Genomic DNA, 24,820 nt, shown 5'->3' on the forward strand with positions numbered 1-24,820 from the left:
AATTGCTCAGTGGTCGATATAAGGAAAACGGCGTCTGCTTCGGCCGGCGCCAGCGAACTGTTCCAGCTGCTGCGCGACGGGCAGCCGCGTACCCGCAGTGAACTGGCCGACCTGGTGGGAGCGGCCCGTTCCACGGTGGCTCTTCGACTCGATGCGCTGATGGAACTGGGCCTGGTGGGGCCGGTGGACGACGCCGTTTCCACCGGCGGGCGGCCCTCGGCCCGGGTGGCGCTGCAGACCGAAACGCGGGTGGTGCTCGGGGTGGACATCGGCGCCTCGCACCTGCACGTGGGACTGACCGATCTGTCCGGCACCTCCCTCGCCGACACGCTCCGGGATGGGCTGCTGGTCAGCGCCGGACCGCAAACCGTGCTCGACGCCGTGGTGGAACTGGGCACCGGACTGCTGGCGGAAACCGGCCGGTCCGCCGCCGACCTGCTGGCGGTGGGCGTTGGATTGCCCGGGCCGGTGGAACACAGCACCGGCCGGCCGATCAATCCGCCGATCATGCCCGGCTGGCACGGTTTCGACGTTCCCGGCTACCTGCACGAATACTTCGGCGTGCCGGTGCTGGTGGACAACGACGTGAACGTGATGTCCATGGGGGAGCGGGAAGCAGCCTGGCCGGACGTCGAAAACCTGATCTTCGTGAAGGTGGCCACCGGCATCGGCGCCGGCATCATATGCAACGGCGAACTGCTGCGCGGAGCGGACGGGGTGGCCGGGGACATCGGCCACATCCGCGTGTCCGGCGGCGGCGAGCAGCTGTGCCGGTGCGGGAACTTCGGCTGTTTGGAGGCGCTGGCCTCCGGTCCGGCGGTGGCGCTGAAGCTGCGGGACGCCGGATACGACGCCGAGGGCAGCCGCGACGTGGTGCAGCTGGTCAGCCAGGGAAACCGTGAGGCGCTGCGAGCGGTGCGGCAGGCCGGCCGGGACGTGGGCGAGGTGCTCTCCGCCTGCCTGAGCATGATGAATCCTGCGGTGATCGTGATTGGCGGGTCCATGGCGCTCACCGGCGAGCACTTCATTGCCGGAGTGCGGGAGGCGGTGTATTCGCGCAGCATGCCGCTGGCCACCCAGCACCTGCAGATTGTCCAGTCCGCGTCCGGGCTCGACGCCGGAATGCTGGGCGCCGGGATGCTGGCCCTGCATCATGCGCTCTCACCGGAAAGCGTGGACGGGATGCTGGCCGCGGCAGCGACCGCCTAGGCCTCCATGACTTCGCGGAGGGCATCGATGATGCGGGTGGCCCGCGTATCGTCGCCGGCCTCCATCCAGTTGGTCAGGAACGCAACGCTGAGCTCCAGCCCAGGTTCGGCAAACGCCACCTGGCCGCCCGCGCCGTCGTGCCCGAATCCGTCCGCGGAGACGAAGCGCCGCGCCGCCGAATCCAGCTGGAACCCGGCACCCCACCGAGACCACGGCTCAGGGGCGGGGAACACGGGTGGGCCTTCACTGCGCACCTCGGTAGCCTGCTTGAGCACCGCGGGATCCAGCCGGCGGGTGGCGGCGGTGTCATGGACAACTGAGGACCACGCCGCCGACAATCCGTGGGCAGTGGCCACGGCGCCCGCACCGGGCCATTCTGCGGCGCGGACATCGGAGCGGTTGAACCCGTCGTCGTCGCCCACCAGTTCCTGCGGGAAGGCATGTCCCAGTGTCAGCGCGCGAGCGGGCCAGTCCGTGACGTCGGGCTGACGCTCCGCCTGCTGCGACCGCACGAGTTCCTGCAGGCTCTCGCCTGCTTCGAGATGCGCAATGTTGGCCTGCTCCGCTGCAGGCACACCAAGCTGGAGCTCGGCCAACAACGGATCAGCCAGGGTTTCCCGGAGGAACTCACCGGGGGACTGTCCGGTGACCCGGCGGATGATTTCACCGGACAGCCAGCCGTGGGTCAACGCGTGGTATCCGTAGCCGGAGCCCGGTTCCCACAGCGGTTCCTGCCCGGCGAGCAGGCCGGTCATCTGTTCCCAGTCGAGGGCTTCCGCCAGATCCACGGCCCTGCGCGGAGCCGATACCCCTGCGCGGTGGGCGAGCGCATCTCCGATGGTCACGCTGCCTTTCCCGCGGGCGCCGAACTCGGGCCAGATATCAGTGAGCAGCGCGTCGTAGTCCAGGCGGCCAGCTTCAACCAGGCGTGCCAGGAGGATGGACATGATCCCCTTGGTGCAGGAGAAGACAACGGTGGACGTGGCGCTGGTCCAGGGAACAGCCGTGCGGGCATCCGCGACTCCGCCCCAGAGGTCGACGACGAGTTGTCCCTGATGGTGCACGGCCAGGGCCGCGCCCATCCGCGGCCTTCCCTCGAAGGCCGCCTCGAAAGCATTCCGCACCGGCAGAAAACGGGGTTCGAAGGTGCCGGAAATACCGGTCCGCTCGCCGATCATGCGCGCATTCCGGCCGATGCGAGGCAAAGACTGCCGTCAGGTGCCCACTCCAGGGGGAGGGGGTCCGAGATGCCGCTGATAAAGGTTCCCTCGGTGTCTACGTTTTCAAAGGCCAGCAGCACCCACTCGCCGGAGCGGGTGCGCACTGCGCGTCCGGCGTAGAGGTCCTCGGAGGTCAGTCGGATGGCGGACGCGATGTCCAGGGGATGCTCCAGACGGTCCGACGCCAAAGGAAGCGCCCAGATCCCGCCCCCGGTTCCGTCTGCCTCCCGCTGCCCGGCAAGGTGGGCGGTGTCGCAGGAGAACAGCAGGACATGGCGGTCCTCGATGGTCACCAGCTGAAGCACCTCGAGGTGGGCGAAACCGGCTCCGGGTTCGCTGAGCGGAGGCTGTACGGTCCAGTTCTGGAGGTCAGAAGAGGTGGCGTGCCCGACGACGCCGCGGTCCCGTCCGGCGCCCTCGCGGGTCCGGGCGGTAATCAGCATGTGCCAGAGCCCCGCGGAATCACGGTGCAGCCAGGGATCCCTCCACGCTTCCTCATGCCAGCTGCCGTCGCCGAGGGTCTCATACCAGCGGGGATCGGCGGGAATCTGCTCCGCCTGTTTGGTCCACGAACGCAGATCGTCGGAGACGGCGCGGCCGACCGTTTCAACGTTGGTGATCTTCTCCGGGTGCAGGAAGCGCGTGCCGGTGTAGAACATGTGCCAGGCGCCGTTGTCGGCCCGGACCACACTGCCGGTCCACGTGGCGCTCGCATCAAAGTCTGCCGCCCCGCCCGGCTCAAGGACCACCCCGTGGTCGACCCACGTTGAAAGATCATCCGAGGTTGCAAGGCCGATCCGTGCGTTCCGGTGGCGAAGGCCGGGGTCTGCCAGTGACCGCGGCGCATGCAGATAGTAGAGGTGGTGCCGGTCGCCGTCGTCGGCATGCCAGAAATCCCAGACCCAGTGGTCGGTGAGGGCAAAGCTCATGGTGCGTGGTCCTTAATCGGAGACTGGAGGCGTTGCGGGGTCAGCCCTTGACGGCGCCCTGCAGCAGTGCGCGGACAAACTGGCGCTGGAAGATGAGGAACACGATGATGGCCGGCGTGATGATCAGCAGTGCTCCCGCGTTCAGGAGCGGAATGCTCAGGGAGTACTGTCCCTGGAAGAAGGTGAGCGCTCCCGCCACAGTGCGGTCAAGCGGATCGGCGATGAGCACCACGGGGAGCAGGAACTGGTTCCAGGTCCAGAGAAACAGGAGAATCGCCAGAGCCGAGAGTGCAGGCAGCGCGAGGGGAAGCTGGATCTGCCGGAACTCCTGGAAGACCGATGCGCCGTCCACCCGGGCGGCTTCGGACAGCTCGCGGGGAACGTTGATGAAGTGGGCACGCATCCAGAAAACGCTGAAGGGCATGAAGAGCCCCAGCAGCGGGAAGATCACTGCCCATTGGGTGTTGAGGGTCCCCATGGCCTGGGCCTGGTAATACAGCGGGATGATCAGGGCTTCAAACGGGATGGTCAGTCCGGCGACGAAGATGATCAGGACCGCCCGGCCGCCCTTCGGGGCGAGCGCGCCGAGGGCATAGCCGGCGAGGGTGGCGATGAGCATCGCCGCGGGCACCACGCCCAGGACGATGAATGCGCTGGAAGTCATCAGCCGCCAGACGTTGCCCACCTCAAAGGCCGTAACGAAGTTGCCCCACTGCGGGTCGGTGGGCCAGACAATGCCGGTGGGATTCCGGTCCGCCGGCTGCAGCGCTGCGGACAGCATGCTGATCAGGGGCAGGAGAGTCAGGATAAGTGCCGCCGCCAGCAGCAGCCGGCCGAGCAGGAGTTCACTGCGGCTGGTACGCATCAGTCGTTCACCTTCGAAAGTCGCTGAATGGGAAGTACTACCAGCAGGACGAGGACCATCAGCACAATTCCAAAGGCCGATGCCAGGCCCACATCACTCTGGGTGAAGCCAATGCGGAAGATGGAAATGCCCGGAACGAGGGTGGTGCGGCCTGGGCCGCCCTGCGTGGAGGTGTAGATAATGTCGAAGCTGCTCAGGGCGGCAATGATGGTCAAGGTCGCCAGGACCGCGATTTCCTGCCGCAGCCCCGGCAGCGTGACGGTGAAGAATTCCCGCCACCAGCCGGCGCCGTCGAGCCTGACCGCTTCATAGAGGGAGGTATCGATTTTGCCGATGCCGGTCAGCAGCAGCACCGTGCACAGACCGGTGAGGACCCAGGAACCGATGAGCCCGACGGCGGGAAGGGCCGTTCCGTAATCCGCCAGCCACGAACGGGTGATCCCGCCGAGCCCGACAGCACTGAGGAACTGATTGACCGTGCCTGTCTGCGCGTACATCCATGACCAGGCAATACCGGCCGCGGCAAGGGGCACAATCTGCGGCAGGAACAGGATGGTCTGTGCTGCCGAAGACATCAGGCCCTGGCGCATGGAGCGGATCAGGCTGGCCAGGATCAGCCCGACGCCGATGGGGATGAGCGTGAAGAACACGATCAGGGTGATGGCGTTGAGGATCGAACCGAGCAGAACGGGGTCCGTCAGAACCTTCGCGTAATTCTTGATCCCCACGAAGGTGGATGCTCCGACCCCGTTCCAGTCATAGAACGAGTACTGCAGCCCCATGGCCAGCGGAATCAGGACGAACCCGGCGTAGACGCCTATTGCCGGAAGCAGCATCAGCCAGGCGACATAGCCGGCGCGGCCCACGGACTTCCGTTTGCGCGGTTTGCGGGCGGCCACTGCCGGCCCTGCCGGAGTCGAACCCGCAGCTGCGTTTTCCTGCTGCCCGGAACGACGGCGGACAGGGCCGGTGGCGGCCTTTTGCATTAGTCGTTCACTTCGCTCTCATAGAACGCCTGCACGCGGTTGACGAAGTCCTCGCCGGTGATCTTGCCTGTCACCAGCAGCTGCGACTCCGGGATGATCGATCCGGCGTAGATGCCGGAGGTGGTGTTGGACATGAAGTCCACCTGGCCGTTCTCCGCACCGATCTGTGCGGCCATATCCAGGGCGGACGCAATCAGCGAACCTTCCTCCACCGTGGGCTGCTCGAGCTCGGGGTCTCCGCCCGGGGACGCTCCGGTGACGTCGGAGATGATCTGGCGTGCGGCCGGATCCGTGTGGATCCAGTCCAGGAAGTACGTGGTGGTGTCCAGATCATCAGAGCCCGCGGCCACCGAGAACGAGTTGGCGGCGCCCATGGCTACGTGGTCGCCTCCCTCTTCCAGCGGCGGAACGAGGAAGAAGTCGACGTTGTCGCCCAGCGCCTTCTGGTAGTTCGCGGCCTCCCAGTTGCCGTTGAAGGTAAACAGGCCGTCACCTTCCGAGAACCGGCTGACGAAGGTGAAGTAGTCAATGGCATTGATGTCGGAAGGGAAGTACCCCTTGTCGGCCCAGGTGCGGATGACTTCGGCACCCTGGATGTTGCCCTCGGTGGCATAGGAACTTCCGGGTTCGTTGAACATCCAGGAGAGGAACTCGTCCTTGTCCGCATACTGGTTCATCGCTGCCTGGATTGCGAAGTTCACCACGCCGTCCTTGTCTCCGGCCATGATGGGCTGGACACCGCCGGCTTTCGCCGTTGCGAGGTCCTCCTCGAGCTCGGCCCAGGTTTGCGGAGGGCCGTCAATCCCCAGCTCGTCGGCAAGGGCGGTGTTCATGAAGATACCCGTGACGCTGTAGCCAAGGCCCACCTGGTAGAGCGGTCCGGAACCGCGCGTTCCTTCCTCATTCATCCGCAGCGGTGACAGCTGCGTCTCGGGCCAGGCATCCCATCCGTAGGCTTCGGCGTACGGATCGAGGTTTGCGAGCAGCCCGTCGCCGGCGGTGTCACCGATGGTGGGCAGCCGGATCAGGTCCGGAGGATTGTCCCCGGCCAACAGCTTGGGGGCGTTGGCGGTGAGGTTCTGGAAGGTGTCCCGCGTGATCTCAAAGGTGACGTTGGGGTGCTGCTTGGTGAACTCCTCCGCCAGCTTGTCCGTCACGGGGAAGCCGGTTTCATCGGCGATGGTGATGGTGACGTCCTCTGATGTGAGCTCGGTGTTCACCTCGGCGCTGGTGACGTCCGAGGACTCGGTGTTGTCTCCGCCGCTGCCCGGAGCGCATCCGGCGAGGGCCAGACCGGCGGCGGCCATGAAAGTAACCACGGCAACTGGTTGACGGCGCCGCGAGCGCCCCAGGGATGAAAGCATTGTTGACTCCTTTGTCGCTGCTTGTGTGACAGGTCACTTGGCGCTGTGCGCTAAATCCATTCAGCACACACCCTGTCCCTTATCCGGCAATACCGCAAGTGAATTTGCCAAGTCGTTACAGGCGGTTAGCATCGAGCAGGAGGAATTATGGCCACCAGCAAGCGTGTGACCCTTGCCGACGTCGCACGTCGGGCAGGTTTGTCGTCTTCCGCGGCGTCCATGATTCTCAACGGCCGTCCGGATACCCGGTTGTCCAAAGATGCCCATGACCGGGTGAACCGCGCCGCTGCCGAGCTCGGTTACCGGCCGAATGTGGCGGCGCGCAGCCTGCGCATGGATAAGACCCAAACCATTGGATTTGTCTCCGACACTGTCGCCACAACACGATTCGCCAGCGGGCTGATCAAGGGCGCCCTGGCGGCAGCGGAACGGGCCGGGCACGTCATTCTGTTGGCCGAGACCGGCGGAGACCATGCGCGTGAAACCGAAGCAATTGCCGCGCTGCTGGATCGACAGGTTGACGGCATAGTTTTCGCCGCGACCCGGGCCCGTGAACTGTTTATCCCCGCTCTGCAGGAAAACGTCCCCGTGGTTCTGCTCAACGCCATCAACGAGCACTTCCCGGTGTCGGTTCTGCCCGACGAAGAACGCGGCGGCCGGGCAGCCGTGTCACTGCTGGCAGACGCCGGCCACAAAGAGGGCATATTCCTTATCGGGCATGACGGGGTGAAAGAGCGGAATGTTTTCCGGTCGACCACGGTGGCCCGGCGGCTGGACGGAATACGGGCGGAAATGAAGGACCGGGGACTGTCCTTTGAACGCGAAGAATCCATCTGGGATTGGGAACCGCAGAACGGCTACGCCTGCGTGCATGAACTCCTGAACGAAGTGCCCCAGCCACGGGCATTGATCTGTTTGAATGATCCGCTGGCATTCGGTGCCTATCAGGCGTTGACGGAGAAGGGCCTCCGGGTGCCGGAGGATGTTTCCATTGTTTCCTTCGACAATGACGAAATAGCGTCCTATCTTCGGCCCGGACTGACGACGATCGGACTTCCCCACGAGGAGATGGGCCGCCTCGCCGTTGAATTGCTTTTGGACGGCGCCAAGGGCGGCGAGCACCTCGTGGACATGCCCGTCATTGTCCGCGCCTCCATCAAGAAGCGAGACCAGCCATGAAACGCAGAATTCCCCAATCAAAGAACTCCGCGACCTGGCCCGGTTCAAGCCTCTTGACCTCGACCGGTGCCGGGCACGGCTGGCGAAGGCCACCAATGCGTGGGAACTGCGCGCAGGCGCTACTTCTTGTCATCTCCGGTGAGCCGCTGGGAAAGATAGACCGGGATCATTGAGGCCACGATCAGGACGGCGGCGATCACGTTGACGATCGGTGCCTGGTTGGGCCGGGCCATGTTGTTGAAGATCCAGATCGGCAGGGTTTCGGTGCCCGGCGGAGCGGTGAAAGTAGTCACCACCACCTCGTCGAAGCTAAGCGCAAAGGCGAGCAGGCCACCGGCCACAAACGCCGAGCGGAAGCCCGGGAACGTCACGCCGAAGAAGGTCTTCACCACATTGGCTCCCATGTCCATCGCAGCCTCTTCCAGTCCGCGGTTCATCCGCCCCAACCGGGCCTGCACGTTGTTGAACACCATCACGATGCAGAAGGTGGCGTGGCCCACGATCACGGAAAACAGGCCCAGCCCGATCCCGAGGGGTTCAAGCACGGTCTTGAAGGTGTTGTTAAGCGCGACGCCGGTGACGATGCCCGGCAGGGCGATTGGCAGGACCACCAGCAGATTGATGGTGTTCTTTCCGAAGAAGTCGTAGCGGGACAGGGCAAAGGCCACCATGGAACCCAGCAGCAGCGCGATCACGGTGGCGACGGATGCCACTTTGAGCGAGGTCCAGAGGGCCTCGCGGACGCCTTCGTTGTGCCAGGCTGCCACCCACCAGCGGGTGGTGAATTCCTTGATGGGGAACGCGCCGGAGGTGGTGGCGTTGAACGAGTTGGCGATCACCAGCAGCAGCGGCAGGTAGATCGCGGCCATCACCAGCCCGGCGAAAACGCGCAGGGTGATCTTGGCGGAAGCGGAAAGCCTCATGGCAGTCTCCTACAGTTGCTTCAGGGCGCCGGACTTGCGGGCCAGGAACAGATAAAGCACGACGACGATGATCGGCACGGTGCCGAATGCTGCGGCGAGCGGCGGGTTCAGGTTGATGTTCGAGGCGATGACGGTGCCGATGACCTGGGTCTTACCGCCGACAAACTGGGCTGCGATGTAGTCGCCCAGGCTCAGCGAAAAGGTGAAGATGGACCCGGCTACGAAGGCCGGCTTCAGCAGTGGAACGGCCACGGTCCAGACCGTGGACCACGCTTTGGCGCCGAGGTCAGCGGAGGCATCAAAGAGGCTGTCGGGGATCTGCCGGAACGCATTGTAGACCGGCACTGCCATATAAGGGAACCAGAGATAGGCCAGCGTGACGATCAACGCGGCGGTGCCGTAGCCGGGACCGGTCATGCCCAGCGGTGCCAGCAGCCAGTCCAGCGGTCCGCCGGAGGAAAACGTGATGCGCCAGGAGAAGACCTTGACCAGGTAGCCGGCCCAGAGCGGCAACGTGATTCCGATAGCCAGAGCGGCCCGCATCCGCGGCGAGGCGACCTTGGCCATGTACAGGCCCAGCGGCAGCGCAAGTGCCGCGCAGAGTACCGTCACTGCCAGGGCGATTCCGATGGTCCGCAATGCAGTCTGCTGGTAGGCCGGGACGGTGATGATCTCAATGAAGTTTTCCAGCGTGAACGCGGGAATGACCTTCGAGGTGAAGCTGTCCGTGGTCCAGAACGCCGTGATGAACAGAAGGATCAGGGAGCCGATGTAGAGCACGCCGAGCCAGCCGAGCGGAAGCAGCAGCAGGCCGGCCAGTCGGGCCTTCGGCCGGGCATAGAGCATTCGGGAGAGCCGGTCGCCCGGACTGTTCCGGGGGTGTGCCTGGGACGCGCCGGGGGCGGGCGGGGACGGTGTTTCTTGGATTACTGCCATGGCGCTTTCCGGCGGGTTCCGCCGATTCTCCTCTTGGGCCGGGCCTGTGGGACATGTCGCCGCGGTGTGCGGCGGGGAGGGTTGGTACTGGTGGGGGCGGAGGTCGTTCAATCCGCCGCCCACCAGCGGTCACTGCAGGGCCTGGCTAGCCCTTGATCTCGGTCCAGGCCTTGGTCCAGTCCTGGTAGTTAGTGCAGGTCACGTCCGTGCGGCCGTCAACGCACTGCTCAACCGGGGTGGTCCACATCCAAACCTGCTTGTAGTACTCCTCGTCCGTGGCGTGGAAGGTCTCGCAGTGCGCGGTGTTCGCCTCGGAACCTTCACAGGCAAGGGCGTTGGCAGGGGCCATGCCGAAGTTCTGCGATATCTGCGCGTTGACCTCGGCGGAAGACGCGTAGTCCATCCACTTGTAGGCACAGTTCGGGTTCTTCGACTCTGCGGCGATCATCCAGGTATCGGACCAGCCGGTAGCGCCTTCCTTGGGCAGAACGGACTCGACCTTGCCGCCGTCGCCCTGTGCCAGGTTCACGATTACCTGCCAGCCGCTGCCCATGTGCACGGTGCCGGAGGAGATGGAGCTGACAGCCTTCAGGGCATCGTTCCAGTACTCGCCCACCAGCCCGTTCTGGGTCTTGAGCAGTTCGACGGCGGCAGCGAGCTGCTCTTCGTCGAGGGCGTAGGGGCTGGTGATGCCCAGGTCCGGCTGCGTCGCCATCAGGTACACGGCGGCGTCGGCGATGTAGATCGGGGAGTCGTACGCCATGGTCTTGCCGGCGTAGTCAGTGTCCTCTTCCCACAGCGGCGCCCAGGAGTCCGGGGCTTCGGCTACGTGGTCGGTGTTGTACATCAGCACGTTGGCGCCGCGGCCGATCGGAACGCCGTAGCTCTTGCCGTTCAGCGTGTCATAGACCTGGCCCTTGAGGCCGTCCACAATGTTGCCGAAGTTAGGGATCAGATCGGTGTTGATCGGGGCAACGTCGCCGCCTGCGATCAGGCGCAGGGACGCGTCGCCCGACGCGGATACGAGGTCGTATTCCCCGCTGCGCATCAGCTGGACCATTTCATCCGAGGTAGCGCCGACCTTGCGGTTCACCTGGCATTTGGTCTCTTCCTCGAATGCGGAAACCCAGTCGGCGTCGGGGTTGGTCGAGCCGTCTTCCACGAAGCCAGCCCAGGCGATGATGTTGACCTGGCCTTCGCTTTCGCCAACTTCGGACGCCGTCGGCAGATCGGGGACCTGGATGCCGGTTGAGGATGAATCAGAGGCTGCTCCGCCTCCGCATCCGGCCAGGACCAGCGAGAGCGAGGCGAGGGCTGCCAGGGGCAGCGCCTTGGAGATCTTCATAAGGGAACCTTTCATAGTGGGTGCGGGTGGAGCCTGTGAGCGGGTGGAGAGTGAATCGGCCGGGGCGGGCCCGAGGCCTAAAGGACGGTGAAGTTGAAGCGGGAGGGCCACTGCAGTTCGACGGCGTCTCCGCGGCTGGCGGCGGTGGCACGGGAGTCGTTCTGCTCCTGCACAATCAGCCGGTCCCCGGTTTCCGTGGCGGCGATGTACCGCGTGGTGGGCCCGGTGTAGACGATCTCCTCGATGGTTGCGGAGACAGCGGAGAAATCCTCCGGTGCCGCAGTGCCGGGGGAGACGAGGTGGATGCGCTCGGGCCGGATGCTGACCAGCCCGCGGGAGCCGGTCAGGCGGCGGGCGAGCTCGCCTTCGATCAGGTTGGTGCTGCCCAGGAAGGTCGCAACGAACCGGGTGGCCGGACGCTCGTAAAGGTCCTCCGGGGTGCCCACCTGTTCGATTCCGCCGTCATTGAACACCGCGATCCGGTCCGAGAGGGTCAGCGCTTCCTCCTGGTCGTGGGTGACAAAGACGAAGGTGATGCCGACTTCGCGCTGAATCTGCTTGAGCTCGATCTGCATCTGTTCACGCAGCTGCTTGTCCAGAGCGCCCAGCGGCTCGTCCAGCAGGAGGACCTGCGGGCGCAGAATCAGAGCCCGGGCCAGGGCGATGCGCTGGCGTTGGCCGCCGGAGAGCTGGGAGGGCAGTCGGTCGGCCACCTGCGGCAGCCGGACCATCTCCAGTGCTTCGGCGACGCGGCGCTGCCGTTCGGCCCGGGGCGTTTTGCGCAGCTTCAGCCCGTAACCGACGTTCTGGGCAACCGTGAGGTGGGGGAACAGGGCGTAGTCCTGGAACACTGTGTTGACGTTGCGTTCGAACGGCGCCTTATTGGTGACATCGGTGCCGTGGAGTGCAATGGTGCCGCTGGTCACCGGCTCGAAACCTGCCACCATGCGCAGCACCGTGGTTTTTCCGGAACCCGAGGGACCAAGCAGGGAGAAGAACTCGCCCGAGTGGATGTCCAGGTCCAAGTTCTTGACCGCGGAGAAATCGCCGAAGCTCTTTGTCACCTGGGACAGGCTGATGGCGTTGCCGGAGGGAGCCTGCTCCTGGGCGGCGGTGGAGTCGGTTGCTGCACTGGCTCGCACGTTTGGTTCCTTTCACTTCAGCTGGGGGGCGCCGAAGCGCTTCAGGTAGTAAAGCTATAAAACCAGATGTTATATGTAATTTAGGTCACTTCATGTAAATTTCTTGTTACGGATGCGCGGCCCGGCCTCTTGGCATCATCGGTGCCGCCAAGCTGGAAAGATCGTGTATATGCCCCAAAACACCACTCCGCAGAAACGCCTGCTCACCGCTGTCTTCGCTCCGCTGGGCGACGCAGGCAAAGCCAGCCGCGTCGAAGAACGCATAGTTCAGGGGATCTCTGCGGGTGCCCTGCTCGACGGCGACAGGCTCCCCACCGAACTGGAACTGGCGGCTTCCATGGGCGTTGCCACCGTCACCGCGCGCGAAGCGCTGGCCGGGCTGCGAAACCGCGGTTTGGTGGAGACCCGGCGCGGACGTGAAGGCGGCACCTTTGTTACGTTGCCCTCCGGCGACAGATCGGAGTTGGTCAGACGCAGGCTGGCCGCCATGAGCCGGGTGGAACTGCGGGACCTGGCCATCCACTATTCAGCGATCGCGGCCACTGCCGCGGAGCTCGCCACCGATGCTGCGGATGGTGAAGATATCGCCGCGCTCGCACACCTGCTCGATGCTCCCATGGGCGGTAACCGCGCCGTCGGGAATTTCCTGCTCGAACTCGCAGCCTTGAGCCAATCTGCTCGGCTGACCCGTGAGTATGTCCGTCTGCACACCGACTACGGGTCGCTGCTTGGCCTGGCCCATGCCGACCCCGCCTTCGATGCCTCCATGGTCAGCCTGTGCCGGAGCATCTGCGCCGCCATGGGCGCGGAGGATGCTTCGACTGCCCGGGCGCTCGTCCGTGAGTATGTCCAGACCTCAGTGGCCTGGCTGATCGATGAACACACCCGTCTTCACTCCTCTGCCGAAGTCACTACGGCAGAGAACCCACACCCCGCACCCGCCAGGAGGAAAGCATGAGCATTTCCCGCAGTGAGTCCCTGCCGTCCGGAGCGGCGCCGCCCGCGTCAGCACTGGGCAGTTTCTTTGAGAATGTCCTGGGCCTCCTTGAGGCCTGGACGCCGGAACTGGCCCTTCTCTTCGACGATCCGGCGGCGCCGCCCGATCGTCGGGACGTTGACGCCGTCGTCGAACCCCTGACCGCCTCCCTGCTGGCGCAGGAGGACTATCCGCTGGCCGGCGGCGGATTCGTGGCTGCCCATCAGGTACTCGGCGATGCCCCCTGGCACATGGCGTGGTGGCAGGGACGGAGCAAGGAACTGCTGGTGCTCTCCTCTGTGGAGTCCATGGGGGAGGCATACTCGCGGCGCGAGTGGTTTACGGTTCCGCTCGAGACCGGGGTCCGCCATGTGACCGGCCCGTATGTCGATTTCATCTGCACGGACGAATACACGGTGACCCTGACTTCCCCGGTCATCGTGGATGGCCGGGTGGTTGGCGTGGTGGGAGCTGATGTCTATGTGGAGTCACTTGAGAAAATCCTGCTGCCCGGTCTGCGCCGGCTGCATCCGGAAGCTTCCCTGGTGAACCGGGTGGGGCGAGTGGTGGTGTCAGCGGACCCGCAGCTGGCGGCCGGGCGGCTGCTGGTGGGGGACTGGCGGCACGCCGCGGACCCGCTGAAGATGGAACTGCGCGGCGCCGAATATTTCGGTCGTCTGACCGCCGTCCACCCCTGCGGATCGTTGCCGCTGGCAGTGACCCTTCCCCGCTGAATCTCAAGCCGGCCCCGCTAGAATCGAATGATGTCTCAAACGCAGCAGATTCCAGCCACCGGCGTGTCCACAGTGGCGCGCATCGTCACCGAAACGACGGCCCCGGCCGTCCTGGTGGGGATCCTCCTGCTGCTGCAGCCCCTGCTCAGTCCCGGTGTCACCTGGGTGCAGGGCATCGTGGCGGCCGGATTCACCGTGGGCTTGCCCTTCCTGATGATTATTTGGCTGAAGCGGCGCGGCGCCGTGACCGACCACCACGTGGGAGTGCGCTCGCAGCGGGCGCCGATCCTGGCGGCATCGGCGGTGTCGATTGGTATCGGCGCCCTCATCCTTTTTTTCCTGGGAGCCCCGGCGGTTCTCTTCGGCGAAATCGGCGGCGTATTTATTGGCCTTGTTCTTTGCATGGCGGCGAACTTGGTGTGGAAACTATCCGTTCATTCCGCCGTCGCCGCCTACGTCGGCCTGACGCTGCTGGCCCCCATCCCGGTCTTCGGTCCGGCGCTGGCCGTGATGTTGGCATCAGCGACGGGTTGGTCCCGGGTGAAGCTCGGCGACCACACCCCTACGCAGGTGTTCGCGGGCCATCTGGCCGGCTGCGTGGCCTTCGCCGCCGCACTGCTGCTGCCCTGACGCCAGCTTTGTGGGTGACCCACGCCCCTTTTGGGATACAGTCCTAACGTCCAGGCTCTTCACCTGCGCGCATAATGTCGCGAGACAACGATGGGGAATTGATGGCAGTGCGTTTTAGGAAGTCCGACGGCGGCGGGCAGGCGGCGTCGAAAGCAGCGGTGGCAGCCCTGAAACTGGACGGGCACGTGACCTTCGAGGAATTGCTGGCCGTTGTCACCAAAGCCCACGGAAAGCCAATCGAGCTGCGGGACATTGACCATTCAGTGATTCCAGCCGTCACGGGGCTGTGGATCGAGAAGGACAAGAAGTCGATCATCCTGCTGCCCGCCGGTGACAATCGCCTGCACCGCACCCATGCTGCGTGCCACGAATTTGGGCACATCCTCCTGCGCCACCAGGGCTGTGGCGGTGTGGAGACGTCCATGCCGTCCGTCTTCCAGCACGTTGGCAGCCGCAAGGGCATCAAGCGGATGCTGGCCCGGTCCCTGGACTGGAACGAGACCGAGCGGGCCGCGGAACACGTTGCCTATCTGCTCTCCCTGGCGCTGCTGCCCCATGAGCGGGAAAGCCCCAGCGACTTTGAGCGGACGTTCATGTGACGTGGCTGCAGATCCTTCCGATCATCGTGCTCTGGACGATGGTCGCGATCCGGCTGCTGGGGCTCTGCTTTGGCTGGCGGCCGGGCATCCTGCCTGCCGTGTCGCTGGTGGCCCTGGGCGCAACCCTGAACATCGACCCGGTGTACCTGGCCGTTGATCAGTACCTGGGCGGTTGGAATCTGCTCAATCTGATGGTGCACCTGCTCATGGGACTGGGCATGACCGAGCTGAGCCGGCTGCTGCTGAGAGTCACCGGCCGTTCACACCACGTCAAAGTGCTGATCAGCATAGGGTCGGTGCTGGCGGTGGCACAGATTGTGCTCCTGCTTGTTTCGAACACCGAAGGATCCGCCGCCAGCTTCACGGACACCTTCGGCGACACCCCGACCGTTGCTTTGTACCAGGCCAGCTTCTTTGCCTGGTTCGGCATGATCACCGGCTATACGGGCTGGGAAACCCTGCGCCGGAACCGGCGGGGAGAATCGCGTCCCTTCCGGATCGGTTTCGACATCCTGTGTGCCGGCTGCATGGCCGGTGTCCTGGCGGCAGCCACAAAAATGATCCAGATCGGCCTGGAAATCGGAGGCGTCAATGACCGGGACAACAACGCCCTGGTCACCGGATACCATGTTCTGCTCGCCCTGATGATTGTGGGATTTGCGGTGGGCTTCATCCTTCCGTCCTACGAACGCATTCGGCAGACCTTCCGGGCACGGACAGAATGCGCAAGGGACCTTGCAGCCTTGCGGCCCGTTATGGGTCGTCTGGTGCAGACGCCCGAAGGCCGCCGGTCCATGGGGGCCGCCAACATTGTCCTCGACGCCCGCGCGTCCAAGGCCCAGCTGTACCGCTGGTTCATCTTCATAGGCGATATCCGGGTCCTGGACCCCGGCCTGCTGTCGCCGCAGGAAACCCGAATCATCGACGAGATAGGCACGAGAATTGAGCACAACAGTTCACCGGCGCAGCGTACCGCTGCTCCTCGCGGCTAGCTGCTCCAAGATACTGCCGCCCGCCCTGGTCCTGACCGTCCTGGTGTTCCTGGCGGGGATCAAGGCGGGGCTGGGGCCGGCGGGAGTGATCCTGCTGGTGGCCGGCATCGTCGGTATTCCGGGAGTGATCTACAAAGGGGCCAAGCCCGTTTTCCGTCGCCGCGGCCTTCCGGACAGCTGGCGGACCAACATTGTGGCAGTCCTGATGCTTGTGGGCACGGTGATCTGCTGGATTATTCCCCTTGAGGCGCCGATCCCGCTCACCGTCGCGGCGTTGTTTCTCGGCAATGCAGGACTGGTGTTCTTCCGCCGCTGGCTCGATGTTTCAGCCCATGTGTCCGTTATTACCTTCGCAGTTTTGTGGGTTACGGCAATGTCTGGGGGAGCCTGGGCGTGGCTGTTGGTACTATCGCCGTTGATGATGTTCAGCCGGGTGGTCCTGCGCGAACACACCCGACGGGAAGCGTTGTCAGGCGCGGCATTGGGAGTGTCAACTTTCTGCTGTTATCTCGTAGCAATGACTTGGAGCTGAACTAAGTGAACGATTTTGGTCTTTCCCCGGAACGAGCCGCCGGCATCCGGCGCGCCGAGACGCTCGCTCGAAAGATCAATCTCCTCTTGGATGTCATCATGTCCGACTCAGGCAAGCCGTATGACTACCAGGCCATCAGGGACGGCGCGCAGAAAGCCGGCTACTACCTTTCCCGCACCCGTTGGTCCCTGTTGAAGTCAGGCAAGGAGCAGGTTGTCCCGGACGAGGCACTGCGTGCCATTGCCGCGGTCTTCGACGTGGATCCGGAATATCTGCTGCAGGAGGGCGGAAAGCTGCCGGAGCGGGTTGAGGCCGAGCTGGAACTGCTCCGCAGCATGCGGCGTGCCGAGGTGCGCAACTTCGCCGCCCGCGCCCTGGGTCCTGTCGACCCGGAAGCACTGCGCGCCATTGCGAAAATCCTGGATGAGGACGAGTAGTTCTTGAGGACCCTCCCGTAAAAGTCTTTGACCGCCCATCGACACACTGCTATGGTTTCAATCATGTTTCACACATGTGTGAAACATGATTGAAACCATAAGGCTGCAGGTTGGAGACGGTGGTTGACTGGGGGGTCACCTCCGTCTCCGCCTGTGCTTATGAGCGGTATATCCGAGCTGCAGGGCTCGGTGGACCACTGATTGTGGAACATCCGCTGCCTGTGGGGGGTCAGCGTGACGTGAATGCGAAGCCAGCGAATTTTTCCGCTGGCTTCGCTGCGTTTGGGGCGGGTGTGGAACCGGGGGTGCCCGCGGTGGCAGCCCCGCGTGGTCGTCGTCGGCCGTTGTAGGTAGAATTCATAAAGTGAAACTCAATTCCTTTTCCCATCTGATGGCACCGGGCACCATCGGTCCGATGGAAGCCCACAACCGCATCGTTCTGCCCGCCATGGACATGAACGTCTCCGAGCACGGCGAGATCGAACAGACCGAGATCGACCACTACGTGGCACGTGCCGCCGGCGGCGCGGGCCTGATCATCACCGGCGCCTGCGCCATTGCGTTCCCGCACGGCGCAGCTTCCATGAAGGAACCGGGCCTCTCCGATGACAAGTTCATTCCAGGTCTGAAGGCGCTGGCCGATGCCGTCCACGCCGCCGGCAGCAAGCTGTGCATCCAGTCCACGCACCACGGCAAGGTAGCCCGCGTGGACGTCGCCAACGACCGTCCGGTGCTGGCCCCGAACCAGCCGGACTACAGCTATGACATGTCCGCCCTGGCCGACAGCACCCCGACCGAACTTGGCAAGATGGGCGCGGCCACCGCCGGCAAGCAGGTCACCTACCGCGAGATGACCGCTGAGGACATTTCCTGGCTGGTCTCCACCTGGGCCGATGCCGCCGAACGCATCGCCAAGGCCGGAGCCGACGCGATCGAGATCCACGCCGCCCACGGCTACATCCTCGGCGTGTTCCTGAACCAGCGGGACAACAAGCGCACCGACGAATACGGCGGCTCGCTGGCCAACCGCGCCCGTCTGGCGTGTGAAGTCATCAGCGCGGTGAAGGAACGGGTCGGCGACAAGCTGGCCATCCTGGTCCGTGTTGCCGGTGAGGAATACGGGCAGGAGGGCGGACTGACCCTGCCCGAGGCCGTTGAAGCCTCCAAGCTGTTTGAGCAGGCCGGCGCGGATGCCATCCACGTCACCGGCTGGGGCCGGAACCCGTTCGACAACTTCACCGACGGCCCGCTGCCCAGCAAGGTCGGCGCCTACCTGGACAACGCCGCGGAGATCAAGAAGCACGTCAAGGTGCCGGTCATCGCCGTCGGCCGGATGCTGCCGAAGGTTGCCGAGAAGGCGCTGGCAGCCGGGCAGATCGACTTCGCCGCCATGGGACGCCAGCTGCTGGCCGATCCGGAGCTGCCGAACAAGATCCGGGACGGCAAATTCGACCAGGTCCGCCCCTGCATCAACTGCTACCTGTGCGTCGCGGAGAACTTCTTCGACGACACCCCCTTCTGTGCGGTCAATCCGGCCCTCGGCAACGAGGCCCTGCTTCCGCTGAAGCCCGCCTCGATGACCAAGCACGTCGTCGTCGTCGGCGCCGGTCCCGCGGGGATGGAAACCGCACGGGTGCTGACCGAACGCGGCCACCGTGTCACCATCGTGGACAAGGCCGACCGGCTGGGCGGCACCATGTGGTTCTCCACCATGACGACGCCGGACAACGAACGCCTGCTGCGCTGGTTCAAATCCGAGATCAAGCGGCTCAACATTGCTGTCAAGCTGAACACCCCGGCAACCGTTGAGACCATCCGTGAACTGCACCCGGACCATGTCATTGTGGCAACCGGCGCCGTCCGCCCCAAGCCTGACTTCCCGGGCGGCGATCTGCCGAATGTGCAGACCGGCGACACGCTGCGCGCGATGATGCTCGGCACGGCAACGGCGGAGGAAGCGGGTGCGGTGCTCAGTACGCTCGGCAAGCTCGGCCGCCTTTCCGGCGTGACCAAGAGCCCCGAGTTTGTCCGCCAGTTCACCAAGTTCTGGCTCCCCATGGGCAAGGACGTTGTGGTCATCGGCGGGTCCTTGGTGGGCCTGGAGCTGGCCGAGTTCCTCGCCGAGCGCGGCCGCAGCGTGACCCTGCTGCACGAGAAGCAGCAGCTTGGGCTGCCGCTGGCCATGCCGCGCCGCTGGACCGCGGTGAAGGATTCCAAGGACCACGGCGTGCGGATCCACCGCAACGTGAAGATCACGCGCATCACGGAGAAGGCCGTGGAGTGGACCGAGGGGGAGCAGAGCTTCACCGCACCCGCCTCCATGGTGGTTTACGCGGACGGCACGACGTCGGCTGCCCCGCTCGCGGACGAGCTGCGCGCGGCGGGCATCAGCTGCGACGTCGTTGGCGACGCCGGTGCCGTGAACTACATCCACGGCGCCATCCATTCCTCGTGGAAGGTCAGCACCGAGCTTTAGACGAGTTCCGTCTGGAGGGGAGGCTCGGTTCATTCGGACCGGGCCTCCCTTTCCATTTGGGTTCCGACTCTCTTTTTGGTCCTGACTTGTCCTGCTCGGTGTCATTGCCGTGGCAGGAGACCCTTCCACTTGGTAAAGCAAGGCATCATCGCCGGGACACGGCCCAACCCCTCGCGGGTGGTCGATTCACCTGCGGGAAGCGAGGGGCCCTTCCGCGGACCAAACCGGCAATGATGCTTCTCACGAAGGTCCGAAAGCCTGCTGGCGGAGGCGGGCCGGGGGCCAATTCTGCAGGGAGGTACATAGGAACAAGAACTAAATCCACCACTTTCGAACCGTTTTCTGACTCTTGTCTTAGCGAGACGTTCCCCCGCTAAGACACCCCGGCCCCGTCACCGCGGCGGGGCCTCGACCAGACTCACTCGGAAAGGAACGCACCACCATGAAGATCAACAGGAAGATTGCCGCCACCGTCGCCTCTGTCGTCATCATCGGTGGAGCCGCTGCAGCAGGCGGCGAGGATGCCCCGGCTCCTGACCCCACTCCCGACGTCACCGCCGAGGCCACCGCGCCCGCTACCCCTGAGGTGTCCGAGGAGACCCAGGCTTTAATTGACGAGAGTAAGGCCCTTAAGGAACAGGTCAAGGAAGACATTGCCGCTGAGGAGGCAACCGAGCCCGCTGAACCGGCCGAGACCGGGGCCGTTGAACCGGCTGAGACCGAGGCCGCAGAACCTGCTGAGACGGGGGCCGTTGAACCGGCTGAGACCGAGGCCGCAGAACCTGAGGTCCCGACCGAGTACAAGTCCGCGCTCCGGAAGGCCCAGTCCTACTCCGACCACATGCACATGAGCAAGGCAGGCCTGTACGACCAGCTCACCAGCGAGTATGGCGAGCAGTTCACCCCTGAAGCCGCCCAGTACGCCGTCGATAACGTGGACGCCGACTGGAACGCCAACGCCCTTGCCAAGGCTGAGAGCTATGTGGAGACGATGGCGATGTCCCCAGCAGAGGTCTACGACCAGCTCACCAGCGAATACGGCGAGCAGTTCACCCCTGCAGAGGCGGAATACGCGGTAGCGAATCTGCGGTAGCCATCGCGCACCTACACCTAACAGGAGTGGCCTGTACCGCTACGGGGGCGGGTGGCTGGTTCTTCGGAATCGGCCGCCCGCCCTTTCTGCGCCTCCAAGCTTAAGGATGGTGCGTAACGAACGGTTTCCCACTGCTGCCCGGCGTCCCGGCCGTCCTAGACTGGCGTCACACCGAGCCAGAAAGCAGCCATGAAACGCCGAATTCCCCAGTATTCCGAGCTCCGCAACCTCGTCCAGTTCAAGCCCTTTGACCTCGACCGCCGGCGGGCGCGGCTGGCGAAGGCGACGAACGTCTGGGAACTGCGGGACGTTGCCAAGCGGCGGATTCCGACGGCGGCCTTCGACTATGTGGACGGCGGGTCGTTCGGCGAACACTCCCTGAACCGCAACCGCGCGGCGTTCGACGACGTCGAATTCGTGCCGAACGTGCTGCGCGACGTCACGAGCGTGGACCTGAGCACCAAAATCGCCGGCACCGAGGCCGCGATGCCGGTGGGCATTGGACCCACCGGGCTGACCCGGCTGATGCATTCCGAGGGCGAGGTGGGGGGAGCGCAGGCAGCGGCCGCTTTCGGCATTCCGTTCTCGCTCTCCACCATGGGCACGGCATCGATCGAGGAACTCACCGAGACCGTGCCCGACGCCGCGAAGTGGTTCCAGCTCTACCTCTGGAAGGACCGCGGCCGGTCCCGGGAACTGGTGAGCCGTGCGGCGGCCGCCGGGTACGGCGCGTTGATTGTCACCGTGGACACCCCGGTGGCCGGCGCCCGGCTCCGCGATACCCGCAACGGCATGACCATGCCGCCCACCCTGACGCCGAAGACCATCCTTGACGCCTCCTACCGGCCGGAGTGGTGGTTCAACTTCCTGACCACCAAACCACTGGGGTTCGCGAACTTCGAGGGGGAGCGGGTGTCACTGGCCGAGACAGTGAACTCCATGTTCGAGCCTTCGCTGAACATGGAGGACCTGGGCTGGCTGCGCGAAACCTGGCCGGGAAAACTGATCGTCAAGGGCATCCAGAACCCGGCCGACGCCGTCGAGGTCTTTGCCCGCGGCGCCGACGCAATTGTGGTCTCCAACCACGGCGGCCGACAGCTGGACCGGGCTCCCGTGCCGCTGCGGATCCTGCCCGCCATCCGCGCAGCCGTCGGGCCCGATGCCGAGATCATCCTGGACTCGGGCATCATGTCCGGCGGCGACATTGTGGCCGCGATCGCCGCCGGTGCCGACTTCACCCTGATCGGCCGCGCCTATTTGTACGGGCTGATGGCCGGCGGGCGGCAGGGCGCCGAGCGGACCCTGGAGCTGCTGCGTACCGAGATGACCACCGTGATGCAGCTGCTCGGCGTCACCAGCCTCGCGGAGCTGACGCCGGAACATGTGCGGCGGGTTTAGGCTCAGGCGCTGACCGGTGCCGCCCAAATCCCTCCGATTTGGTAAAAATCGACCGGTTTGGGAAATCCCTGCCACTGCGGAACGGCAGGGATTTCCCAAAGTGGAGGCCTAAACCTCCACTGGCTCCACCGACGAAAACGCACCGCGGTACTTCGCGCCGGGATGCCGCGGCGGCAGCCGGGCATCGCCGTCGAACAGTTTCTGGCGCAGGGTGCCGGGACGGTATTCGGTCTGGGCAAGGCCGCGGCGCCGCAGCTCCGGCAGCACCCCGTCGATGAAGTCTGTGTAGGAGCCCGGCAGGATCTGGTTGATGATGTTGATGCCGTCCACGCCGGCGTCCTGCCAGACCTCCAGCTGGTCCGCGATCTGTTCCGGAGTCCCGGCGATCTGCTGGTTGTAGGCACGGTAGCGGGCGACGTCGGCAATGGTCGGATTGCCGCCGGGCACCGAGGCGAACAGCGCCTCCAGTACTCCGCGGGCGCCGTCGGTCCGCAGGTCGCCCAGCGTGGTGTCCAGCGGCAGGCCGCCGAGGTCGACGCCGATGCCGCCGCCGATGTGCGCGACAATCGCGTCCAGATCCAGATACTCGTCAAACTCGGCCTGTTTCGCCTTCACTTCGGCCTCGGTGGAGCCGACTACAAAGGACAGGCCGGCAAAGAACTTGATGTCCTCGTTGCGCCGGCCCAGGCTCCGGGCCAGCGCCCGGACGGAGTCGGTGGTTTTCTTCGCGTAGGCGGTGTGCGGGGCAAAGATGAACACGGCTTCGGCGTTGGCGGCGGCGAACTGCTGGCCGCGTCCGGAGCTGCCGGCCTGGAACAGTACCGGCGTGCCCTGCGGGGAGGGCGCGGACAGGTGTGGTCCGTCCACGGAGTAGCGCGGGCCGCGGTGCAGGATCTTGTGCACCCGCGCCGGATCGGCATGGATCCCGGCGGCCTTGTCCTGCAGCAGAGCGCCCTCGTCCCAGGAGCCCTCCCAGAGTTTGTAGCAAACCTCAAGGTACTCGTCGGCCCAGTCGTAGCGGCTGTCATGCTCGGCCAGCCCGTCGCCGCCAAAGTTGCGGTGCGCGTTCTCCAGCACGGACGTGACAATGTTCCACGCCGCACGCCCGTTGCTGAGGTGGTCCAGCGTGGACAGTTGCCGGGCGAACTGGAACGGATGCGCCTGCACCACGGAGCTGGTCAGCGCCAGGCCCAGATGCTCGGTCCGGGCGGCCAGCGCGGACTGCAGCACCAGCGGATCATTCGCCGGCACCTGCAGGCCGCGTTCCACATGGGAGGCCCAGCCGCCGTCGTGATTGCCGTACAGCCCGACGACGTCGGCCAGGAACAGGGCGTCAAACTTCGCCGCCTCCAGCCGGGCCGCCAGATCGGTCCACAGCCCGAGTTCGTTGAAGCGGTGCTGCTGCGCGTCGGGATGCCGCCACAAACCCCCGAGGATGTGGCTGGTGGTGTTCATGGCGAAGGCGCTCAGCAGCAGCCGCGGGCGTTGCGTGAAGGTTGCCATCAGGAAATCGCTCCGGAGGTTGAAGGGGCAGCGGATGAGGGAGAGGTCGACGACGCCGCGGCAGCGGGCGACGGGGCGTCGCCGATGCTGTGCAGGCCGGTGGGGATGGTGCCGTTGACCAGGTAGTCGCCGACGGAGCGGGCCTTGAACGCACTGGGGTTGTGGGTGGCGACAGTGCGGGCGTTGCGCCAGTGCCGGTCCAGGCCCCTGCCCCGGCTGACCGCGGAGGCTCCCGTGACGTCGAAGAGGGCGCTCGCGGCGTCCAGGACCAGGCCGGGAACCGCCACGTGAGCCTGCTGCACGGCCAGTTCCGCGCGCAGGAATGCCTCCTCGGGGGAAAGCTCCAGGGCCGGATCAACTGCGGCGTCCAGGTCGCGGGCTGCTGCGGTGACCACGGCCTCGGCCGCGTAGACCTTGGCGGCGAGCAGACCAACGTGTTCCTGAATCAGCGGATCGTTGCGGAACAGCTCACCGGACCCGGTGTTAAAGGTGCGGGTGCGGGACTGCACCAGTTCCGTGGCGTCGCGAAGGGCTGCCCGGCCGATGCCGGCGAGGACGGCCAGCAGGAACAACTGGAAAAACGCGGGTTCCAGGGTGCTGGTGACCTGGCGCTGCAGGATGTTCCCGGCTTCCACCGGCACGTCATTGAACACCGCGGTGCCGGTGCCGGTGAGCGGCTGCCCGAAGCCGTCCCAGTCATCGACGATGCGCACCTGCGGGGCGTCGGCGGGCACGACGGCGTACTGCCGGCCCTCCACGCCGGCGGTGCTGGCCATGACGACCACCCAGTCAGCGAAGATGCTGCCCGTGGTGTAGTACTTTTCGCCCTTCAACAGCCAGCGGCCGTCCTCCTCCCGCAGTGTGGTGGAGGTGGTGCCCAGGGCGTTGTCGGAGCGTTCGGTGGCGGCGTTGCCGAAGATCTGCCCGGCCAGGATCCGCGGAAACCAGAGCTCCCGGAACGCGGCCGGTTGCAGGGCGGCGGTCTCGCCGAAGGCGAAGTGGGAGCGCAGCAGGTGCGCCACGTTGGAGTCCGCCGCCGCCAGCTCAATCAGCAGCCGGAAGAGGTGTTCGGCGCTGACCGGGTCTCCGCCGTGCTCGGCCGGCACACGCAGTGCGGTGAAGCCGGCGTCTTTGAGCCAGCCCACCTGTTCGAACGGCAGGGTCCGGGACTGTTCACGGTCCAGGGCTCCGGCGGCGATGCGGTCAAAGACGGGACGGAAATGGGCGGCGAGGTTCGCGTATCGGGCCTCGCCGGTGGCGGTTCGATGGTTCAGGGTGATGCTGCTGGTGCTGGTCATGGGATTCCTTTCGGAAAGGGGAGAACGTGGAAGGAGCGTGAAAGGGGCTACGGG

General features: G+C 65.1%; 23 protein-coding genes. 12 read left to right on the top strand and 11 right to left on the bottom strand.

What is annotated here, in order from left to right:
* The first annotated feature begins 9 nt into the window (after positions 1-9).
* Positions 10-1,209: an ROK family transcriptional regulator gene (locus MUG94_RS03320; protein ID WP_341482169.1), complete on the top strand. Its 1,200-nt coding sequence runs from the start codon at positions 10-12 to the stop codon at positions 1,207-1,209.
* Here the strand turns inward: MUG94_RS03320 and MUG94_RS03325 are convergent.
* From MUG94_RS03325 to MUG94_RS03345, 5 genes are read right to left on the bottom strand one after another with little or no spacing between them, the layout of a single operon-like run.
* The gene (locus tag MUG94_RS03325; RefSeq protein WP_227908387.1) at positions 1,206-2,387 is read right to left on the bottom strand and encodes a serine hydrolase domain-containing protein; all 1,182 of its coding nucleotides are present in this window, start codon (positions 2,385-2,387) and stop codon (positions 1,206-1,208) included. The two genes, MUG94_RS03320 and MUG94_RS03325, sit on opposite strands and share 4 nt — an antisense overlap.
* On the bottom strand, positions 2,384-3,358 hold the full coding sequence (locus MUG94_RS03330; RefSeq protein ID WP_227908388.1) for a glycoside hydrolase family 68 protein: 975 nt from the start codon (positions 3,356-3,358) through the stop codon (positions 2,384-2,386). The genes MUG94_RS03325 and MUG94_RS03330 overlap by 4 nt, the downstream gene beginning before the upstream one ends.
* 40 nt (positions 3,359-3,398) lie before the next feature.
* Positions 3,399-4,223 carry a carbohydrate ABC transporter permease gene (locus MUG94_RS03335; protein ID WP_227908389.1) on the bottom strand — a complete coding sequence of 275 codons (825 nt, stop codon included), beginning with the start codon at positions 4,221-4,223 and terminating at the stop codon, positions 3,399-3,401.
* Positions 4,223-5,209, bottom strand: coding sequence for a carbohydrate ABC transporter permease (locus MUG94_RS03340; RefSeq protein ID WP_227908390.1), 987 nt, complete (start codon positions 5,207-5,209; stop codon positions 4,223-4,225). Before MUG94_RS03340 ends, MUG94_RS03335 begins: the two co-directional genes overlap by 1 nt.
* Positions 5,209-6,573 (bottom strand): ABC transporter substrate-binding protein, encoded by a 1,365-nt coding sequence (locus tag MUG94_RS03345; RefSeq protein ID WP_227908391.1) that lies wholly within the window; start codon positions 6,571-6,573, stop codon positions 5,209-5,211. Before MUG94_RS03345 ends, MUG94_RS03340 begins: the two co-directional genes overlap by 1 nt.
* A 147-nt stretch (positions 6,574-6,720) precedes the next feature.
* Between MUG94_RS03345 and MUG94_RS03350 the strand changes: the two genes are divergently transcribed.
* Entirely contained in the window at positions 6,721-7,752 is a 1,032-nt protein-coding gene (locus tag MUG94_RS03350) for a LacI family DNA-binding transcriptional regulator (RefSeq protein ID WP_227908392.1), read from the top strand.
* A gap of 119 nt (positions 7,753-7,871) precedes the next feature.
* Here MUG94_RS03350 and MUG94_RS03355 read toward each other — a convergent pair whose 3' ends face one another.
* The 4 genes from MUG94_RS03355 to MUG94_RS03370 form a co-directional block, all read right to left on the bottom strand.
* A complete protein-coding gene (locus MUG94_RS03355) occupies positions 7,872-8,675 on the bottom strand; it encodes an ABC transporter permease (protein WP_227908393.1) in 804 nt (267 codons plus the stop codon).
* 9 nt (positions 8,676-8,684) lie between these two features.
* The gene (locus tag MUG94_RS03360) at positions 8,685-9,611 is read right to left on the bottom strand and encodes an ABC transporter permease (protein ID WP_227908394.1); all 927 of its coding nucleotides are present in this window, start codon (positions 9,609-9,611) and stop codon (positions 8,685-8,687) included.
* Positions 9,612-9,756: 145 nt separating this feature from the next.
* Positions 9,757-10,956, bottom strand: coding sequence for an ABC transporter substrate-binding protein (locus MUG94_RS03365; RefSeq protein WP_227908395.1), 1,200 nt, complete (start codon positions 10,954-10,956; stop codon positions 9,757-9,759).
* Between the two features lie 77 nt (positions 10,957-11,033).
* Positions 11,034-12,098 carry an ABC transporter ATP-binding protein gene (locus tag MUG94_RS03370; RefSeq protein ID WP_227908396.1) on the bottom strand — a complete coding sequence of 355 codons (1,065 nt, stop codon included), beginning with the start codon at positions 12,096-12,098 and terminating at the stop codon, positions 11,034-11,036.
* 169 nt (positions 12,099-12,267) lie between these two features.
* Here MUG94_RS03370 and MUG94_RS03375 point away from each other — a divergent pair, with 169 nt between their 5' ends.
* From MUG94_RS03375 to MUG94_RS03420, 10 genes are all read left to right on the top strand, one after another.
* Complete coding sequence (locus MUG94_RS03375; RefSeq protein ID WP_227908397.1) at positions 12,268-13,056, top strand: FadR/GntR family transcriptional regulator; 789 nt, start codon at positions 12,268-12,270, stop codon at positions 13,054-13,056.
* Entirely contained in the window at positions 13,053-13,808 is a 756-nt protein-coding gene (locus MUG94_RS03380) for a PDC sensor domain-containing protein (RefSeq protein ID WP_227908398.1), read from the top strand. Before MUG94_RS03375 ends, MUG94_RS03380 begins: the two co-directional genes overlap by 4 nt.
* A 30-nt stretch (positions 13,809-13,838) precedes the next feature.
* Positions 13,839-14,438, top strand: a complete 600-nt coding sequence (locus tag MUG94_RS03385) for a phosphatase PAP2 family protein (RefSeq protein ID WP_227908399.1) — start codon at positions 13,839-13,841, stop codon at positions 14,436-14,438.
* Between the two features lie 101 nt (positions 14,439-14,539).
* Positions 14,540-15,037 (top strand): hypothetical protein, encoded by a 498-nt coding sequence (locus MUG94_RS03390; protein ID WP_227908400.1) that lies wholly within the window; start codon positions 14,540-14,542, stop codon positions 15,035-15,037.
* Complete coding sequence (locus MUG94_RS03395; RefSeq protein WP_227908401.1) at positions 15,034-16,029, top strand: hypothetical protein; 996 nt, start codon at positions 15,034-15,036, stop codon at positions 16,027-16,029. Before MUG94_RS03390 ends, MUG94_RS03395 begins: the two co-directional genes overlap by 4 nt.
* Complete coding sequence (locus MUG94_RS03400) at positions 15,980-16,561, top strand: hypothetical protein (RefSeq protein ID WP_227908402.1); 582 nt, start codon at positions 15,980-15,982, stop codon at positions 16,559-16,561. The genes MUG94_RS03395 and MUG94_RS03400 overlap by 50 nt, the downstream gene beginning before the upstream one ends.
* Before the next feature lie 5 nt (positions 16,562-16,566).
* The gene (locus MUG94_RS03405; protein WP_227891693.1) at positions 16,567-16,998 is read left to right on the top strand and encodes a hypothetical protein; all 432 of its coding nucleotides are present in this window, start codon (positions 16,567-16,569) and stop codon (positions 16,996-16,998) included.
* Positions 16,999-17,362: 364 nt separating this feature from the next.
* Complete coding sequence (locus tag MUG94_RS03410; RefSeq protein ID WP_227908403.1) at positions 17,363-19,474, top strand: FAD-dependent oxidoreductase; 2,112 nt, start codon at positions 17,363-17,365, stop codon at positions 19,472-19,474.
* 442 nt (positions 19,475-19,916) lie between these two features.
* Complete coding sequence (locus MUG94_RS03415) at positions 19,917-20,567, top strand: Ltp family lipoprotein (protein ID WP_227908404.1); 651 nt, start codon at positions 19,917-19,919, stop codon at positions 20,565-20,567.
* 189 nt (positions 20,568-20,756) lie between these two features.
* Positions 20,757-21,965 (top strand): alpha-hydroxy acid oxidase, encoded by a 1,209-nt coding sequence (locus tag MUG94_RS03420; RefSeq protein ID WP_227908405.1) that lies wholly within the window; start codon positions 20,757-20,759, stop codon positions 21,963-21,965.
* A gap of 108 nt (positions 21,966-22,073) precedes the next feature.
* Here the strand turns inward: MUG94_RS03420 and MUG94_RS03425 are convergent, their stop codons facing one another.
* Together MUG94_RS03425 and MUG94_RS03430 are read right to left on the bottom strand one after the other, a co-directional pair.
* Entirely contained in the window at positions 22,074-23,468 is a 1,395-nt protein-coding gene (locus MUG94_RS03425) for an LLM class flavin-dependent oxidoreductase (RefSeq protein ID WP_227908406.1), read from the bottom strand.
* A complete protein-coding gene (locus tag MUG94_RS03430) occupies positions 23,468-24,766 on the bottom strand; it encodes an acyl-CoA dehydrogenase family protein (protein ID WP_227908407.1) in 1,299 nt (432 codons plus the stop codon). Before MUG94_RS03430 ends, MUG94_RS03425 begins: the two co-directional genes overlap by 1 nt.
* Between the last annotated feature and the right edge of the window lie 54 nt (positions 24,767-24,820).

Origin of the sequence: Arthrobacter gengyunqii (assembly GCF_023022985.1) — a bacterium.
GTDB lineage: Bacteria > Actinomycetota > Actinomycetes > Actinomycetales > Micrococcaceae > Arthrobacter_B > Arthrobacter_B gengyunqii.

Bases quoted from the DNA above. Each gene is read 5' to 3' on its own strand.
- MUG94_RS03325 (WP_227908387.1), bottom strand. From the start codon at position 2,387: ATGATCGGCGAGCGGACCGGTATTTCCGGCACCTTCGAACCCCGTTTT.
- MUG94_RS03330 (WP_227908388.1), bottom strand. From the start codon at position 3,358: ATGAGCTTTGCCCTCACCGACCACTGGGTCTGGGATTTCTGGCATGCC.
- MUG94_RS03335 (WP_227908389.1), bottom strand. From the start codon at position 4,223: ATGCGTACCAGCCGCAGTGAACTCCTGCTCGGCCGGCTGCTGCTGGCG.
- MUG94_RS03340 (WP_227908390.1), bottom strand. From the start codon at position 5,209: ATGCAAAAGGCCGCCACCGGCCCTGTCCGCCGTCGTTCCGGGCAGCAG.
- MUG94_RS03345 (WP_227908391.1), bottom strand. From the start codon at position 6,573: ATGCTTTCATCCCTGGGGCGCTCGCGGCGCCGTCAACCAGTTGCCGTG.
- MUG94_RS03350 (WP_227908392.1), top strand. From the start codon at position 6,721: ATGGCCACCAGCAAGCGTGTGACCCTTGCCGACGTCGCACGTCGGGCA.
- MUG94_RS03355 (WP_227908393.1), bottom strand. From the start codon at position 8,675: ATGAGGCTTTCCGCTTCCGCCAAGATCACCCTGCGCGTTTTCGCCGGG.
- MUG94_RS03360 (WP_227908394.1), bottom strand. From the start codon at position 9,611: ATGGCAGTAATCCAAGAAACACCGTCCCCGCCCGCCCCCGGCGCGTCC.
- MUG94_RS03365 (WP_227908395.1), bottom strand. From the start codon at position 10,956: ATGAAGATCTCCAAGGCGCTGCCCCTGGCAGCCCTCGCCTCGCTCTCG.
- MUG94_RS03375 (WP_227908397.1), top strand. From the start codon at position 12,268: ATGCCCCAAAACACCACTCCGCAGAAACGCCTGCTCACCGCTGTCTTC.
- MUG94_RS03380 (WP_227908398.1), top strand. From the start codon at position 13,053: ATGAGCATTTCCCGCAGTGAGTCCCTGCCGTCCGGAGCGGCGCCGCCC.
- MUG94_RS03385 (WP_227908399.1), top strand. From the start codon at position 13,839: ATGTCTCAAACGCAGCAGATTCCAGCCACCGGCGTGTCCACAGTGGCG.
- MUG94_RS03390 (WP_227908400.1), top strand. From the start codon at position 14,540: ATGGCAGTGCGTTTTAGGAAGTCCGACGGCGGCGGGCAGGCGGCGTCG.
- MUG94_RS03415 (WP_227908404.1), top strand. From the start codon at position 19,917: ATGAAGATCAACAGGAAGATTGCCGCCACCGTCGCCTCTGTCGTCATC.
- MUG94_RS03420 (WP_227908405.1), top strand. From the start codon at position 20,757: ATGAAACGCCGAATTCCCCAGTATTCCGAGCTCCGCAACCTCGTCCAG.
- MUG94_RS03425 (WP_227908406.1), bottom strand. From the start codon at position 23,468: ATGGCAACCTTCACGCAACGCCCGCGGCTGCTGCTGAGCGCCTTCGCC.
- MUG94_RS03430 (WP_227908407.1), bottom strand. From the start codon at position 24,766: ATGACCAGCACCAGCAGCATCACCCTGAACCATCGAACCGCCACCGGC.